Annotated in this window: 11 protein-coding genes; 3 read left to right on the top strand and 8 right to left on the bottom strand. The window is 71.8% G+C overall.

From position 1 onward, the window contains the following. The coding region (locus BJF79_RS13965; RefSeq protein WP_262401986.1) for a protein kinase family protein at nucleotides 1–924 on the bottom strand (924 nt) is incomplete at its 3' end. 206 nt (nucleotides 925–1,130) lie between these two features. Next, nucleotides 1,131–2,882, bottom strand: coding sequence for a murein biosynthesis integral membrane protein MurJ (gene murJ, locus BJF79_RS13960; protein ID WP_262401985.1), 1,752 nt, complete (start codon nucleotides 2,880–2,882; stop codon nucleotides 1,131–1,133). 81 nt (nucleotides 2,883–2,963) lie between these two features. On the opposite strand from murJ, the gene BJF79_RS13955 reads away from it, so the two are divergent. Further along, nucleotides 2,964–3,179 carry a hypothetical protein gene (locus BJF79_RS13955; RefSeq protein WP_143219904.1) on the top strand — a complete coding sequence of 72 codons (216 nt, stop codon included), beginning with the start codon at nucleotides 2,964–2,966 and terminating at the stop codon, nucleotides 3,177–3,179. Nucleotides 3,180–3,438: 259 nt separating this feature from the next. Here the strand turns inward: BJF79_RS13955 and BJF79_RS13950 are convergent, their stop codons facing one another. Beyond that, nucleotides 3,439–5,844, bottom strand: coding sequence for a DUF6049 family protein (locus BJF79_RS13950; protein WP_075897680.1), 2,406 nt, complete (start codon nucleotides 5,842–5,844; stop codon nucleotides 3,439–3,441). A 139-nt stretch (nucleotides 5,845–5,983) separates the two neighbouring features. Then, nucleotides 5,984–6,586 (bottom strand): aminoacyl-tRNA deacylase, encoded by a 603-nt coding sequence (locus BJF79_RS13945; RefSeq protein WP_075897678.1) that lies wholly within the window; start codon nucleotides 6,584–6,586, stop codon nucleotides 5,984–5,986. Between the two features lie 423 nt (nucleotides 6,587–7,009). Between BJF79_RS13945 and BJF79_RS13940 the strand changes: the two genes are divergently transcribed. Beyond that, a complete protein-coding gene (locus tag BJF79_RS13940) occupies nucleotides 7,010–8,548 on the top strand; it encodes a CCA tRNA nucleotidyltransferase (protein ID WP_410050083.1) in 1,539 nt (512 codons plus the stop codon). Further along, a complete protein-coding gene (gene bioA, locus BJF79_RS13935) occupies nucleotides 8,545–9,918 on the top strand; it encodes an adenosylmethionine--8-amino-7-oxononanoate transaminase (RefSeq protein WP_075897676.1) in 1,374 nt (457 codons plus the stop codon). The genes BJF79_RS13940 and bioA overlap by 4 nt, the downstream gene beginning before the upstream one ends. On the opposite strand, the gene BJF79_RS13930 is transcribed toward bioA, so the two are convergent. The 4 genes from BJF79_RS13930 to BJF79_RS13915 all read right to left on the bottom strand — a co-directional run bounded on the left by BJF79_RS13930 (nucleotide 9,915) and on the right by BJF79_RS13915 (nucleotide 15,127). Next, nucleotides 9,915–11,192, bottom strand: coding sequence for an MFS transporter (locus BJF79_RS13930; RefSeq protein ID WP_262401984.1), 1,278 nt, complete (start codon nucleotides 11,190–11,192; stop codon nucleotides 9,915–9,917). The two genes, bioA and BJF79_RS13930, sit on opposite strands and share 4 nt — an antisense overlap. Before the next feature lie 209 nt (nucleotides 11,193–11,401). After that, nucleotides 11,402–13,183, bottom strand: a complete 1,782-nt coding sequence (locus tag BJF79_RS13925) for an ABC transporter substrate-binding protein (RefSeq protein ID WP_083733419.1) — start codon at nucleotides 13,181–13,183, stop codon at nucleotides 11,402–11,404. Nucleotides 13,184–13,360: 177 nt separating this feature from the next. Further along, on the bottom strand, nucleotides 13,361–14,440 hold the full coding sequence (locus BJF79_RS13920) for an inositol-3-phosphate synthase (RefSeq protein WP_075897672.1): 1,080 nt from the start codon (nucleotides 14,438–14,440) through the stop codon (nucleotides 13,361–13,363). 66 nt (nucleotides 14,441–14,506) lie between these two features. Beyond that, a complete protein-coding gene (locus tag BJF79_RS13915; RefSeq protein ID WP_075897670.1) occupies nucleotides 14,507–15,127 on the bottom strand; it encodes a PadR family transcriptional regulator in 621 nt (206 codons plus the stop codon). Nucleotides 15,128–15,832: the final 705 nt, after the last annotated feature.

Genomic DNA, 15,832 nt, shown 5'->3' with positions numbered 1-15,832 from the left:
CGGGGCGCGCCGCCCCTGGTCGCCACGGTTCGGCTGGTGCGTGTGGTGCGGAGTGTGCGGCTGCTGGTGCTGCTGCGGTTTCGGGGCGGTACGCCGCGGCGGCGGCTGCGTGTTCCCGAGCCCGGCGAACAGCGGCAGCGGCGTGCGCGGCACGCCCCGCAGCGCCTTCGTCAGTTCCGCGGGCGTGCCGATCGGCTCGGCCGTGGCGCCCGTCCCCTGCTCGATGCCGAGGCAGCGGCACACGATCGCGTCGACCGCGTACGAGATGCCGGCCTGCACCTGCCGGGGCGGGTGCGGGACGCCGTCCGTCACGGGGGCGGCGGGCAGCACGGTGGACGAGCCGGGTGCGTCGGCGGCACCGGGCCAGTGCGCGGTGAGCGCCGCGTACAGCAGCCGGCCGAGGCCGCGGACGTCCTCGGCGGCGGGGTCGTCGCAGGTGCGGTCGCGCAGCACGGCGTCGGTGGCGATACCGAGCAGCTTGACGGTGCCGCCGGTCGTCCAGACGAGGTCGCCGGGCGCGAGGCACAGGTGCGACAGCCCGGCGGCGTGCGCGGCGGCCATCGCCTCGGCCGCCTCGTACAGCAGGGTCGCGGCGCGGCCCGGCTCCAGCGGCGCCTTGGCCAGCATGTTCTCGAGGTTCTCCCCGACGACCCACTCGCTGACCACGTAGGCGCTCTCGCCGCTGTCGTCGGCGTCGAACACCTGGGTCAGGCGGGGGTCGGTGAGCCGGCTCGCGGACCGGGCGGACGTGACGACCTCGGCGATCCGCGGGAACTCGGGGTCGAAGGTGCGGACCGCGACGGCCCGCGCGAGGATCTCGTCGACGGCCTTCCACAGCGTGGAGCCGCCAGAGTCCTTGATGCGCTTCTCAAGCCGGTAGCGACCGGCTAGACGATTACCGGGCTCGATCATCGACGTGCTCAAGGCAACGTCCTGCGCAGGTGGTCAGATCCCATGTCCGTGGCGTGGCAGCTTACGCCTCCGACCCTCCTCTTTGCGTTCCCCAGGGTGTCGCCCCGCAAGCCGTAGTCCCCCACATGGTAGTGGCTAACCGCCCGGGCGGCCGCCTTATCGGCGCGCGTCCCGTGTACTTTGCCGCGCTTTACCGCCGCGCGGTAGTTACCAGATGGTCAGCGTCCCGGCAGCCGCCGCGCGAACGTGGAGATCATCGTCTGTACCTCCTCGACCCGCAACAGTTTGGCGGTCACCAGGTAGAGCGCCCCGCCGCCCGCCGTCCCGACGATCAGCGTGCCGAGCGCGGGGACGAGCGAATCCGCGCCGACCAGGGCGTCCACGGCGAGATGCGTCACGTACGCGAACCCGCCGAGCGGGAGCACCGCCACGAGCAGCTTCAGGTGCCCGCCGACGATGCGCCGCCCGTCCATCCCGTCGAGCTGGCGGCGCAGCACCAGCCAGGACGTCACCGCACCGGCCGCGTACGCGATGCCGAGCCCGGCAGCGATGCCGACCACGACCCACTTGACGTCCAGGACGGTGTAGGCGGTGTACGCCAGCGCGATGTTGCAGCCGACGGTCACGAACCCGATCAGCGCGGGCGTCCGCGTGTCGCCCTGCGCGTAGAACACCCGCAGCATCAACTGGTAGGTGGAGAACGGCACCAGCGCGATCGCGAACATCTGCATGATCCGCGCGATGACCAGCGCGTCGTCGGACGAGGCGTTGCCGTGCGCGAACAGGACCGTGGTGATCTCCGGGCCGAGCACCAGCATCAGCGCCGCCGCGGGCATGATGATCACCGACGAGAGCCGCAGCCCGCCGGAGAACGCGGCGCGCAGGTCCGCCGTCTTGCCCTCCGCCGCGAACCGGCTCATCCGCGGCAGCAGCGCCGTGATCACCGACACGCCGACGATCGCGTACGGCAACTGGAAGAGCTGGTAGGCGTTGAAGTACGGCGTGTACCCGTAGCCCTGCCCGAGCCCCTCCTCCACGGCGGCGTTCCCGGCCATGTTCGTCAGCCGGGTGATCACGACGAGCGCGCTCTGCGTCAGCCCGACGTACAGCAGCGTCCAGCCGGCCATCGCCGCGACCTCGCCGATCTCGCCGCGCTTGAAGTCCAGCCGGGGCCGCCAGCGGAAGCCCACCTTGCGCAGCGACGGCCACAGCGCGACCGTCTGCAGGACGATGCCGCCCGTGGTGCCGATCGACAGCAGGAGCAGCATGTCGTCGGAGATCGTGGACGGGTCGACCTGCCCCGTGGTGATCGTCAGGAACGCGCCGCCGATCGCGATGACGACCAGGTTGTTGAGCACCGGCGCCCACATCGGCGCGCCGAAGCTGCCGCGCGAGTTCAGGATCGCGCCCGCGAACGCCCCGACGCCGTAGAAGAAGATCTGCGGCAGGAAGAACCGTGCGAACAGGATCGCGACGTCGCGCTGGTCGCCGGTGAAGCTGCTCCCGAGGACGTCGATGAACACCGGCGCGAACAGGATCGACACGGCCGTCAGCGCGCCCAGCCCGATCACGGCGAGGGTGAACACCCGCTGCTCGTACTGCTCGCCGTAGGTGCGGTCGCGTTCTTTCGCGCGCACCAGCAGCGGGACGACGATGCTCGTCAGGATGCCGCCGAGCAGCAGGTCGTAGATCTGGTTCGGGATCGTGTTCGCGGTGTTGTAGGCGTTCGCCAGCAGGCCCGTGCCTAGGGCCGCGACGATGACGGCCGTCCGCAGGAAGCCGGTGACGCGCGACGCGAGGGTGCCCAACGCCATGATCGCGCCCGACTTGAGGATCCCCCCGGACGAACCGCCGCCGCCGGATGAGTCGTCCGGGCGGATCGGCGTACCGTCCACGGCCGTCTGCGCGGGCGGCGCCGTCCCGCCGGGAACCGGCATGTCGACGACCGTCTCGTCGGCCAGGGTGGGCATGCCGGGGGGCGGCGTCTGCGGATGCCCCTGCCACCCCTGCCGTCCAGGGGCTCCGCCCTGGGGATGTTGGGGTTGCCGGGGGTGTCGGGGGTTCTGCGGCTGCTGCGGCTGCTGCGGGTGGCCCTGCTGTCCGGGGTAGGGCGGCCCCGGGCGTCCGTCGGACGGGCCCTGCGCCGGCGGACCCTGCGCGGCCTGTCCGTATCCCGGCCCGTACCCGTGGCCCGGCTGCGCTCCCCCGAACTGGGCCGTGTCCGAGCGTCCCGGGCCCTGGCCTGGGCCCTGGCCCTGGCCGTGTGACGGGGGTCCGCCCGCGGGTCCGCGGCCGAACTGCGCGGTGTCCGAGCCGTCCGGGCCCTGCGGCTGCTGCGGCGGCGGCTGGTTCCACTGGCCCGGCCGGCCGGGTCGGCCGCCTTGCATCTGGCGGGGGTCGGTCTGGCTCGGACGTCCGTCGGCGGGGCCGCGGCCGTACTGCGAAGCCTGCGGTTGGTTCCACTGGCCCTGGCCGCCCTGGCCGCCCTGGCCTCCGGGCGGACGGCCGTGGCGCGGGGTGTACGGGTCAGCGGGCGGGGCCGCCTGTCCCGGGGTCTGCGCGGGTGGCGCCTGAGGGGGATACCCCTGGTTCGGGTTCTGCGGGTTCCGCGGGTTCTGCGGGGGGTACTGGGGCGCCGGGCTCGGACCCTGCCCCGCCCCCTGCCCAGGGGGCGGTCCCTGAGAGCTCGGGGTCGGGTAGCCCGGGCCCTGCGAACCCGGGGCCGGGGAGTCCGTCCCCCGGTCCTCCGGTCGCTCCTGGTCCCATTCCGGTCGACCCGTCACCGGCTGCCTCCGCTTTCCGGCGGCGCCTTGCTCTGATGGCCCGCACTCCGACGCCCACGAAGAGTACGGCAAGTCCGCCGCCGGTGATGAGCAGTGCGATCTGCCCATATCCGGTGGCGCGGACGGTCACGGTCTCGCCGTCACCGAACGGACGGCCGGTGGCGGGGTGCACGAGCTGCAGGTTCATCCGGAAGATCCCGTTGCCGTACGCCTGCGCGGGAACCCACCTCGTGACCCGCTCCCCCGGCTGCAGCTCGATGAGCTGCTGCTCGGGTTCGAGCGTGCCCAGTTGCAGCTTGGCGGTGTTCTCCGAGGTGGCGAGGAGCCGGACCCGGACCGCCTGGTCGGACAGCCTGTTCTCGATCGTCACGGGCAGCGTCCCGGTGCTGCCCGTCATGTTGATCCGCTTGTTCTCCGTCGTGAGGACGCGCACCCGGCCCATGTCGAGGGCGAGCCGGTCCGCGAGCGCGACGCGGGCCTCCTTGGCGCCCTTGGAGTCGGACCGCCACGCCGACGACACGATCCGCAGCATGGCCTTCTGGTAGGAGAGGTTGTACGGCTCGACCATCACCGAGTGGAACGACTCGGCGCGGCGTGCGATGGCCCACACCCGCTTGAGGTAGCTCTCCCCGAGTTCGTACTTCTCGTAGTGGTCCGGGTAGTTCCGCCAGGTTCGCGCCTGCGGCTCGGCCTTCTCGATGTCGCTGAGCCGCACGTCCTTCAGCCAGTCGGCGCCGCCGCTGTAGTCCAGGAGCCGCTCGGCGAGCCCGGCGACGGGGTTCCAGCGCCGGTCGGGCGCGACGACGACGGTCCGCTGCACGGCCGGGGCCTCACCGGCGATCATCGCGGTCTCGGCGAGGAACCGCTGCTCGGTGAGCAGCGACGACCCGATGGTGTCGCCGCTGTCGCTGACGATGTTGCTGAGCTTGTCGTCGTAGAGCAGCGTCGGCTTCGTCCCGTGGCTGGTCTTGAACGTGGTGGTGGCGTTCGGGGTGCCCTGCGCGGGCTGCTGGAAGTGCCGGCTGCTGAGCAGGAACGCTCCGCCGCCGCCGAGGACGTTCTCGGCCAGCCAGTCGGCCGTGTCGTGGCCGACCGCGCCGCCGGTGGGCCACGCGACGCGCGCGTCCGGGGCCCGGCCGAGGACCTCGGTGGCGATCGCGCCGTTCTCCGGGGCGAACGCGGCGGCGACGCTGCGCGGCATCTTGTGGCGGACGAGCGCGAGCAGGTCGGGGTCGGCGTAGGGCAGCGTGAAGTAGGAGTCGTCCTTGGACGCGGCGGCCAGCGACTTCAACCACGTCGCGGCCGCCGGGTTCTGCGGCTTCGTCTCGCTCTCGTCCGACCCCGGTTCGCGCACCGTGTACTCGCCGGACGCCATCCGCCGCACGTCGTCGAGGAGCGCGGGATCGATCGACCAGGTGATCGGCGTGTCGGTGGCCTTGGCGGCGTTGACGAGCCGCGTCAGCCGTCCGTCCGGGGCGAGGTCCGCGGCGAGCTCGTCGTCGATGAACGTCTCGTCGGTCGTGCGGTGCTGCGTGTCGGCCATCGGCCACACCCAGCCGATCGAGACGGGCTTGAAGTTCGTGCTGTCCGGCATGTACGTGAGGAACGTGGTGAGGCCGCCGACGGGCGCGCCGGCGGCGTTCAGCACCTCGACGCCCACCGGGTAGACGCCGGGGGTGCCGACGTTCGCGAGGCGCAGGGCCTTCGCGGTCGTCTCCAGGCCCCACTTGTACTTGACGCCGGGTTCGGCCGCCGACTTCAGCCGCTGGGTCGGGCCGTAGTAGGGGAGCCGGTACGCGGGGGTCTCGCTGTACTGCTCCAGCATGCTGCGGCTGTTCACCGGCTGGTTGCTGAAGCGGAGCCGCACGCTGACGCCGTCGAGCGCGGCGTCCGTCCGGTTCCGGACCAGGCCGGTGAGCTTGATCTTGGAGTCGGCCCGGACGGTCTTGGGGCCGATCTCGGTGAGGGCGATGCCGACCTGTCCGCGCGTGCCCGGCTGCAGCGGCGTCGTCTGCTGCTGCGGTGCCGCCTGCTGCGGCGTCGTCCGGGAGGGCGCGGACCGGTGCGCACCGGCCAGTGCGGGATCGGCCGCCCACACGAGTGCGGGCAGCAGGGCGGCCAGCGCGACCGCGCGTTTGAGCGTTCTCACGCCGTGTCCGCTCAAGGGCCGTCCGCCGCCGGGCGGCAGGCGTCGTTTTCCCGCACCACGGCCCCGATGTTAGTCCGCGCGCCGGGGGCGTCAGACCTCCTTCCCGCCCGAGTGCCGAATTCCCGCCGATACCGGACCGTCAGCCGACGGGATGGCGCGGCCCGGGCGTGTTGGGTTCGCCCTCCTGACCGATGTGCCGGACGGAACCGGCGGGCACCTCCTGCCGCACGTGTTCGGCGCGCAGTCCGGCGTCGAACAGGTCCGCGGGCAGCGCGCCGCACAGCTCGTACAGGGAGCGGGCCCGGATGCCGAGGGCCGTGGACGCCTCGCCGGTCGGCGTGTAGACGACGTCGTCGGGCGGCAGGGCGTCCACCAGGCGGCGGTCGATCAGCAGCCGCATCGTGTCGGGCAGCAGCAGCGGGCAGACGAGGTCGGCGGCGTACTCGGTGGCGGCGTTGACGACGTCCGGACGGGCGGGACGGGCGTGCCGTGCGCCGACGGCGCGCCGGACGGCCTCGGCGGGCGGCCGGTCCCCGGCGGGGACGATCGTCCCGGTGAGGAAACGGCCGGTGCCGCGGTGCCCGTCGCAGCTGTGGACGCGCGTGGCCAGGCAGCGGCCCGCGGGCAGGCCCAGCGCGCGCGGCAGTTCGTCGGCGCAGCCGATCGCGATGGGCAGTCGTACGATCTCGTGCACGGTCTCCCATGCGAGCAGCGCGCGGTGGATGGCGAGAGCGTCCATCATGTTCGGCTCCATCCCGCGGGGCGGACCCCGCCTCACCCGAAACCGGTTCCCCGGTGTCCCCATGCTTCGCACTGTGTGCCGAAAATCGGGGCATACCCGACGCATCGGGCTTCACCCGCGCGGCGCGGCACGCCAGGACCCGCTCGATGCGCCGGGCGTATGCGCGCTGCCGCACCTGCGGCGGACCGGGGCCCTGCGGTGTCCCGCTACCGTTGTCGTGCGGGAGGCTCACCGGCGGTCGCGTCGGCGTCATCGGGGCATGTCCAGAACGTAACCCGGGGCTCGCGCCATGTGAAGGGCCCCACGTCCTTCTTCCATCGGCCGCCTCCCGCAAGGACTCCCGCGCGGGTTCCCGCGGACCGCGGAAAGTCCTTTGTCAGCCCGTCAATCAAGGAAATACGCTCGATGGCCGTGCCCAATCAGGTGCCCAACCCAGACACGAGCCCGGAGTCCCGGTTGCCCGACGACAACGCGAACGCCCAGGCCGGAGCGTCCGGACGGAACGGCGCGCCGGACCCCGCGCCGACGCAGCGGACCGCGATCGCCGAGCTGCTGCGCCGGATCGCGCCCGTCGCCGACGAGCTCGGCGAGCGCTTCGCGGCCGCCGGCCACGAGCTGGCCCTGGTCGGCGGGCCCGTCCGGGACGCGCTGCTGCGCCGCCCCACCAAGGACGTCGACCTCACCACCGACGCGCCGCCGCAGCGCATCCTGGAGCTGATCGACGGCTGGGCGGACGCCGTCTGGACGATCGGCATCGAGTTCGGCACCGTCGGGCTCCGCAAGGACGGCACCGAGCTGGAGATCACGACCTATCGCAGCGAGTCCTACGACCCGAAGTCCCGCAAGCCCGAGGTGTCCTACGGGACGTCCCTGCACGAGGACCTGCGGCGCCGCGACTTCGCCGTGAACGCGATGGCGGCGCGGCTGCCCGGACACGAGTTCGTCGACCCGTTCGGCGGCCTCACCGACCTGCGGCGCAAGGTCATGCGCACCCCCGGCAGGCCCGAGGACTCCTTCAGCGACGACCCGCTGCGGATGCTGCGCGCCGCCCGGTTCGCCTCGCAGCTCGGGTTCACCGTCGCGCCGGACGTCGTCCGCGCGATGACCGACATGGCGGGGCGGATCGAGATCGTCTCCGCCGAGCGGGTCCGCGACGAGCTGTCCAAGCTGATCTGCGGCCGCCACCCGCGGGAGGGGCTCGCGCTGCTCGTCGACACCGGCCTCGCCGCGCACGTCCTGCCCGAACTGCCGAAGCTGCGCCTGGAGATCGACGAGCACCACCGGCACAAGGACGTCTACGAGCACTCGCTGATCGTGCTCGAACAGGCCATCGCGCAGGAGGAGGACGGCCCGGACCTCGTGCTGCGGCTCGCCGCGCTGCTGCACGACATCGGCAAGCCGAAGACCCGCCGGTTCGAGTCCGGCGGCCGGGTGTCGTTCCACCACCACGAGGTCGTCGGCGCGAAGATGACCCGCAAGCGGCTGTCCGCGCTGCGCTACCCGAAGGACGTCGTCGCCGACGTGTCCCGGCTGGTGGAGCTGCACCTGCGGTTCCACGGCTACGGCACCGGCGAGTGGACCGACTCGGCCGTCCGCCGGTACGTCCGCGACGCCGGGCCGCTGCTGACCCGGCTGCACAAGCTGACCCGCGCCGACTGCACCACCCGCAACCGGCGCAAGGCCGACCGGCTCCGCCGCACCTACGACGACCTCGAAACGCGCATCGAGCGGCTCGGGCAGGAGGAGGAGCTCGCCGCGATCCGCCCGGAGATCGACGGCAACGAGATCCAGGAGATCCTCGGCATCAAGCCGGGGCCGCTCGTCGGCCGCGCCTACAAGTTCCTGCTCGACCTGCGGCTCGACCGCGGGATGATCGGCAAGGACGCCGCGACGGAGGAGCTGCTCGCCTGGGCCCGCGCCGAGGGCGTCGTCGACGGTGGTTCCGAGGGGGACGGGTCGTGATCCCGCTGCAGCTCGGGCGGATGAGCCCGCACGAGGCCGAACGGATCGTCGACTTCGACCGCGAGCACATCTGGCACCCGTACGCGCCGATGCCCGCGCCCGTCCCGGCGCTGCCCGTCGTGTCGGCGTCCGGGGTGCGGCTGACGCTCGCCGACGGCACCGAGCTGATCGACGGCATGTCGTCGTGGTGGGCGGCCGTGCACGGCTACCGGCACCCCGAGCTGGACGCGGCCGTCACCCGGCAGCTCGGCAAGATGTCGCACGTCATGTTCGGCGGGCTCACCCATCCGCCCGCGGTGCGGCTCGCCGAACGGCTCGTCGAGCTGACCCCCGAGCCGCTGACCAAGGTGTTCTTCGCCGACTCCGGTTCCGTCGGCGTCGAGGTCGCGATCAAGATGGCGCTGCAGTACTGGCGGTCGCGGGGACGGCCCGAGCGGCACCGGCTGCTGACCGTCCGCGGCGGCTACCACGGCGACACGTTCGGCGACATGGCCGTCTGCGACCCCGTGAACGGCATGCACCACCTGTTCGGCGACGTCCTCGCCCGGCACGTGTTCGCGCCGCCGCCCCCGCTCGGCTACACCGCCGACCCCGACCAGGGGTACCTGGACGAACTCGACCGGCTCGCCGCCGAGCACGCGGGCGAACTCGCCGGGATCATCGTCGAGCCGGTCGTGCAGGGCGCGGGCGGGATGCGGTTCTACGCGCCCGAATACCTGCGCGCCCTCCGCGACATCGCCGACGAACACGGCATCCTGCTCATCCTCGACGAGATCGCCACCGGCTTCGGCCGGACGGGCGAGCTGTGGGCCTGCGACCACGCCGAGGTCGCGCCCGACATCATGTGCCTCGGCAAGGCCCTCACCGGCGGATACATGACGATGGCCGCGACGCTCTGCACCGACCGCGTCGCCCACGGCATCAGCACCGGCGAAGCCGGCGCGCTCATGCACGGGCCCACGTTCATGGCGAACCCGCTCGCCGCCGCCGTCGCGTCCGCGTCCATCGACCTTCTGCGGTCCCGCGACTGGCGCGAGGAGGTCGACACCATCGAGGCGATCCTCACGAGCGAACTCGACGGCGCCGCCGAACTGCCCGGCGTCGCGGACGTCCGCGTCCTCGGCGCGATCGGCGTCGTCGAGGCGGCCGAACCCGTCGACGTCGCGTCCGTCCAGGAGATCGCGATGTCGTACGGCGTGTGGCTCCGGCCGTTCGGGAAGCTCGTCTACACGATGCCCCCGTACGTGTGCACACCGGACGAGACGACGCACATCGCCGCGGCGCTCCGCGCGATCGCCGAATCGTTCGGCGAGGCCGACGGCGAGGGCGACGGCGACGGCCACGGTGAGGGCCACGGCCACGGCGGCTAGGAGACGGCCACGCGTTCCGGTGTCCGCGACGCGGTCGCGCGGTACACGATCGTCCCGGCCAGGTACGCGACGATCACCAGCGCGAGCGCGAGCGGGGCGCGCCCGTCCGGCGGCAGCAGGCTCGCCGCGACGGCCGCGGCCAGCGCGAACACGGCGTTGAACAGCATGTCGTAGACGGCGAACACCCGGCCGCGGAACCGGTCGTCGATCGTCTCCTGCAGCGTCGCGTCCACGCACAGCTTCACGCCCTGCGACACCACCCCGAGGACGAACGCCGCACCCGTCCACGCGGTCTCGTCGAACGGCAGCCCCAGCACGAACAGCCCCACCGCGCCCGCGGCGAGCAGCCCGGCCGTCCACGCGTCCTTCCCGATCCGCCGCACCACCGGCGGGGTGAGCACCGCGCCGACGAAGAACCCGGCCCCGGACGCGCCCAGCACGACGGTGAACAGCGCCATCCCCGCGTCCGCGTCGTCGGTGAACCGGTACCGGCACAGCAGCAGCGTCATGATCAGCACGACGCCGTACAGGAACCGGTGGAACGAGATCGTCCCGAGGGCCAGCGCCGCCTGCGGGCGCCGCGCGATGTGCCGCGTCCCCTCCCGGAGCCCGCCGAGCACGCTCCCGATCGCCTGCCGCGCCGACCCGGCCCGGTTCCGCTCGTCCGCGGGCGGCCCCAGCTTCCCGCGCGGGAACGCGGTCGCGACCGTCCCGGCCAGCAGGTACAGGCCCGCCGACGCCGCCAGGATCGCCGCCGTCCCCGCGTGGCCCGCGCCGAACCCCCAGCGGAGCAGGGCGCCGACGCCGCCGCCGACGAACGCGATGATCGTCCCGGACGTCACCGAGAACGCGTTCGCGAGCACCAGTTCCTCGCGCCGCACCACGTGCGGCAGGCCGGCCGACAGCGCCGCGAGGAAGAACCGGTTCACCCCGAGCACCAGCAGCGCCCCGAGGAAGAACCCGGCGCCGTCCCGTCCGGTCGCGACCAGCGCCGCCACCAGCAGGACGAGCGCGGCGCGCAGCACCGGCGCCCACACGAGGATCTGCCGCCGCCGCCACCGGTCGATGAACACGCCCGCGAACGGACCCAGCACCGAGTACGGCAGCAGCGTCACCGCGAACGCCGCCGCGGCCTCCCCGGCCGTCGCGCGCTGCTCGGGGGAGAAGAACACGTACCCGGCGAGCGCCACCTGGAAGACCCCGTCGGTGAACTGCGAGGCCAGCCGCGTCGCGTAGAGACGCCGAAAGTCCCGTCCCCGGAGAATCCCCCGCAACTCACCAGCCTTCACCCGCTCACCCTACGCGCTCCCATTAGGCGAAAGATCGCGGACGGTCCGCCGCGCGCCGGCCTGGGGAAACGCCTCAGGCAAGCACGACGTACGTCTTGCGCAGCGCGGAATTTCGCTCCTGGCGCTCGGTCGCGGTTCTTAGGGATGCCCCAACCTTTCGGCAGGGGCGGTGCCCTGGCGAGCGCGGTCGGCCGTCAGTCGTCTTGGGCCAGCCAGATGTGCGTGTAGTCGTAACCGGCCGTCGTCGGGAGGAAGCGGGTGTCGCGGACGCGGGACGAGCGGAAGATCGTGTGGTTTCGGTTCAGCAGCGGGACGATCGCGGCGTCCTGCATGATGAGGACGTCGGCCTGCCGCCAGCACTCGGCGGCCTCCTCCGGGCCGGACGCCGTGAGCGCGGCGTCGATGAGCTCGTTCACGCGCGGGTTGTTGTAGCCGCCGTAGTTCGTCGAGCCGTTCGTGTAGGCGCGGCCGTCGAACAGCGGCTGGATGATCGAGCGACCGTTGTTGCCGTACCAGTCGGGCGTCCAGCCGGGCGCGGCGATGTCCCACTGCCCGGCGCGGGCGCGCGCGGGCGTGGTGATGGTGCCGCCGTAGAAGGAGCCGCCCGTATCGGGGATCAGCTCGGCCGTGACACCGCAGGACGACAGGTTCTCGGCGATCGACTGGGCGAACAGCTTGTGCAGGCTGTTCGTGCGGTAGGGGAACTTCAGCGTGAGTTTCGGGTGCCCGGCCCGGGCGAGCAGGGCGCGGCACTTGGCCGGGTCGCCCGAATCGTTCGGCGTCGGGTAGTGGTTCGCGTGGGCGTATCCCGAATTGCCCGGCGGGATCACCGTGTGCAGCGGCGCCGCCACCGCCGGGCCGCCGACGAGCTTGACGAGCGCGCCGCGGTCGATCGCGTACTGCAGCGCCCGCCGGACGTCCGGCTTGCCCAGCGCGCCGCCGTTGTTCGGGCTCTGCAGGTTGAAGACCAGGTAGGGGCTGCTGGTCGGCGTGTCCATGATCGCGAAGCGGGGGTCGTCGCGCAGCCGGGGGAGCGCCGAGGTGGGCACCGGCTGGTCCCAGGCGAGGTCGGCGGTGCCCTGCTCGATCTGCTGCTGGACGGCCTCCGGCGAGTCCTGGCCGAGCGTGACGCGGATGCGGTCGACGTGCCGGCCGCGCAGCGGGTCGCTGTCCGCCCGCCACGCCGGGTTGTGGGTGAGCACGTAGGAGATCCCCGGCCGGTACTCGACGATCTGGTACGGACCGTTCGAGATCGTGTTGTGCCGGAAGTCCGGACCGTCCGGGACGTAGCGGTCGTACTCCTGCGGGGCCGCGGCGGTGAACGGCAGCGCCAGCAGGTGCAGGAAGTCGCTCGCGGGCTCCTTCAGCTCGAACACGATCGTCCGGTCGTCCTCCGCCCGGACGCCCTCGATGCCGTGCTCCCGCTGGTACGCGGCCATCGCCGCGGGGTTCCTCGGATCGATCTTGAGGTAGCCGTCACAGAACGCCTGCATCCCGACGAGCGTGGACACGTAGTAGCCCCGGCCGATCGACGGCGCCGCCGGGTTGCACAGCCGCTCGAACCCGCGCACGAAGTCGTGCGCCGTCACCGGGCGCGGCGGTTCGGTGTTCCAGCGGACGTTCTCGCGCAGCCGCACCGTGTACGTCTCGCGATCGTCGCTGACGTCGCCGTTCTCCCGGGTGGGGATCCGCTCCGCGACGTCCGGACGCACCGGGACCGTCTCGGCGAACTCGTTCGACGCGCGGGAACCGAACAGCGTCCGCGCGAACGTCCGGACGAGCCCGTACGCGCCGACGCTCGCGACGGACGCGGGGTCGAGGTGCTCGACGTCCGACGAGCCCACGATCCGGAGCGTGCCGCCGTCGCGGACCGGTTCGTCCGCCGCCGCGCCCTCGCCGCCGCCGCCTACGCAGCCGGTCAGCCCGGCCGCGAGCACGGCGAGCCCCGCCGCCGCCTTGACCACCGCACGTGCCATCACGCCTCACCTCGAACCCCCGGGAACCGGGGCGTGCAATAACCCGCGGTGTCACAGTAGGGCCAGAGCGTGACATGAGGACGTCACATCACCTTTTTGGTCTATCGAAGATAGAACGCCCCGGCGGTGCCGAGTGCACCGCCGGGGCGTCCGGAAAGCTTCGCGTGGGGCCCGGGGTCAGCGGTCGAGCTCGCCCGCGATGAACTTCTCGACGGCGTCGCGCGCCTCGTCGTCGGTGTACTGCTCCGGCGGCGACTTCATGAAGTAGGAGCTGGCCGACAGGATCGGGCCGCCGATCCCGCGGTCCTTGGCGATCTTGGCGGCGCGCACCGCGTCGATGATGACGCCGGCCGAGTTGGGGGAGTCCCACACTTCGAGCTTGTACTCGAGGTTCAGCGGGGTGTCACCGAACGACTTGCCCTCCAGCCGCACGTACGCCCACTTGCGGTCGTCCAGCCACGGCACGTGGTCGGACGGGCCGATGTGCACGTCGGCCTTCGCCATCTCGTGCGGGATCTGCGACGTCACCGACTGCGTCTTGGAGATCTTCTTCGACTGGAGGCGCTTGCGCTCCAGCATGTTCATGAAGTCCATGTTGCCGCCGAAGTTGAGCTGGTAGGTGCGCAGCAGCTCGACCCCGCGGTCCTCGAACAGCTTGGCCATCACCCGGTGCGTGATGGTCGCGCCGACCTGCGACTTGATGTCGTCGCCGACGATCGGGACGCCCGCCTTGGTGAACTTCTCGGCCCACTCGGGGTCGCTGGCGATGAACACCGGCAGCGCGTTGACGAACGCCACGTTCGCGTCGATCGCGCACTGCGCGTAGAAGCGGTCGGCGTCCTCCGACCCGACCGGCAGGTACGACACCAGCACGTCGACCTCGGCGTCCTTCAGCGCCCGCACCACGTCGACCGGCTCGGCGTCGGACTCCTCGACCATGTCGAGGTAGTACTCGCCGAGACCGTCGAAGGTGTGCCCACGCTGCACGATCACGCCGCTCGGCGGGACGTCCGCGAACTTGTACGTGTTGTTCTCGCTCGCGTGGATGGCCTCGGACAGGTCCATCCCGACCTTCTTGGCGTCGACGTCGAACGCCGCCACGAACTCGACGTCACCCACGTGGTAGTCGCCGAACTGGACGTGCATCAGGCCGGGAACGCGCGTCTCGGGGGCCGCGTCCTTGTAGAACTCGACACCCTGGACGAGCGAAGAGGCGCAGTTGCCCACACCCACGATGGCTACGCGCACCGAACCCATCCGGTTGCTCCTTCTCCTGTTGCGGAACATGTGGTGTTCTTCACCCGACCTCGAGGCACGCCGCGGTCAGCGGCCGTTCTCCCGAGGCATGTCCTGATCAATTTCCGAAGACTTGGCTAGTTTTTCCTGCTCGGCCCGCTCGCGGCCGATGAGCTCGTTGAGCCACCGGACCTCGCGTTCGACGGACTCCAACCCGTGGTTCTGCAACTCGAGGGTGTAGGAGTCGACCCGTTCCCGGGTCCGCGCCAGCGCGGCGCGGAACCCTTCCAGGCGCTCCTCGAGCCGGCTGCGCCGGCCTTCGAGGATCCGCAGTCGGACGTCGGCGCGGGTGTGCGAGAAGAAGGCGAAGTGCACGCCGAACCCCTCGTCCTCCCAGGCCGCGGGCCCGGCCTCGGTCAGGAGCTGCTGGAGGCGCTCTTTCCCGTCGGCGGTGAGCTTGTAAACGATCTTTGACCGGCGGCTCTGCAACGCCAGCGCCACGTTCGGCTCCTCCGGCCGGTCCTCCATGATCAGTCCTCTGGCGAGGAGCTGCTTGAGGCACGGATAGAGGGACCCGTACGAGAACGCCCGGAACATGCCCAGCAGGGCGTTGAGCCGCTTGCGCAGCTCGTAGCCGTGCATCGGGGACTCGTGCAGCAGTCCGAGCACGGCGAGCTCCAGCACGCCCGCGCCCTTCCTGGCCGCCATCCCCGGTTCCTTCCGCAGAGCCCGATGTCTCAGTTCGATGTATCGAGTGAATGTATCGACTCGATACATCGCAAAGATACGTACACCGGCCCGCCATCGCAAGCCGACCTGAAGGCTTCCTGAACGAATCTCGGCACCCGTGCGGCCCGTCCGGCTACGAAGAGTGCGACAGCCTCGCGAATGCGGCGAATTTCGGGTCTATGTGGCCGAAGTGTGCCAAAGTGGCGCTTGCAGCCATCCGGCGACGTCGCACGTCCTCGGCCGCGGGGAAGGGCCCCGAGCGGTGGACGATCAAGGAGGGATGCGCCGACCGAATCGTCGGTGAGGGCGTTGACCAGCCGGAACGGAGTATCGCCTTGCATGCGCTCCCCCCGCTCAGCAGCCCGCACAGTACTCTTCGGACGGCGCACGTCGTTGTCCCCTGTTGATGAGGTCGCGTGAGTAATCCAAGCCAGCCCCGACCGGAGTCCGGGTCGCAGTGGCAGGGCGGGCAGCACCTTCCCCGCCCCGGCGATCCGGAGGTTCCGGCCGCCCCCGTCGAACCCGCGGGCGAAGTCGACGCAACGGCGATCTTCGGCCCTCCGCCGAGCGCACCCCCGCCCCCCGGCCCGTCCGACGCCCTCGGCGGCTTCGATCTTCCAGGCGCTCCGGGCGCTCCGGGCGCTCCGGGCGCTCCGGGCGCGCCGGGCGCTCCGGGCGCGCCGG

It is taken from the genome of Actinomadura sp. CNU-125, from assembly GCF_001942465.1.
GTDB lineage: Bacteria > Actinomycetota > Actinomycetes > Streptosporangiales > Streptosporangiaceae > Spirillospora.
Note: the sequence above shows the minus strand (reverse complement) of the source record. Positions and strands in the feature narration are given on the sequence as shown.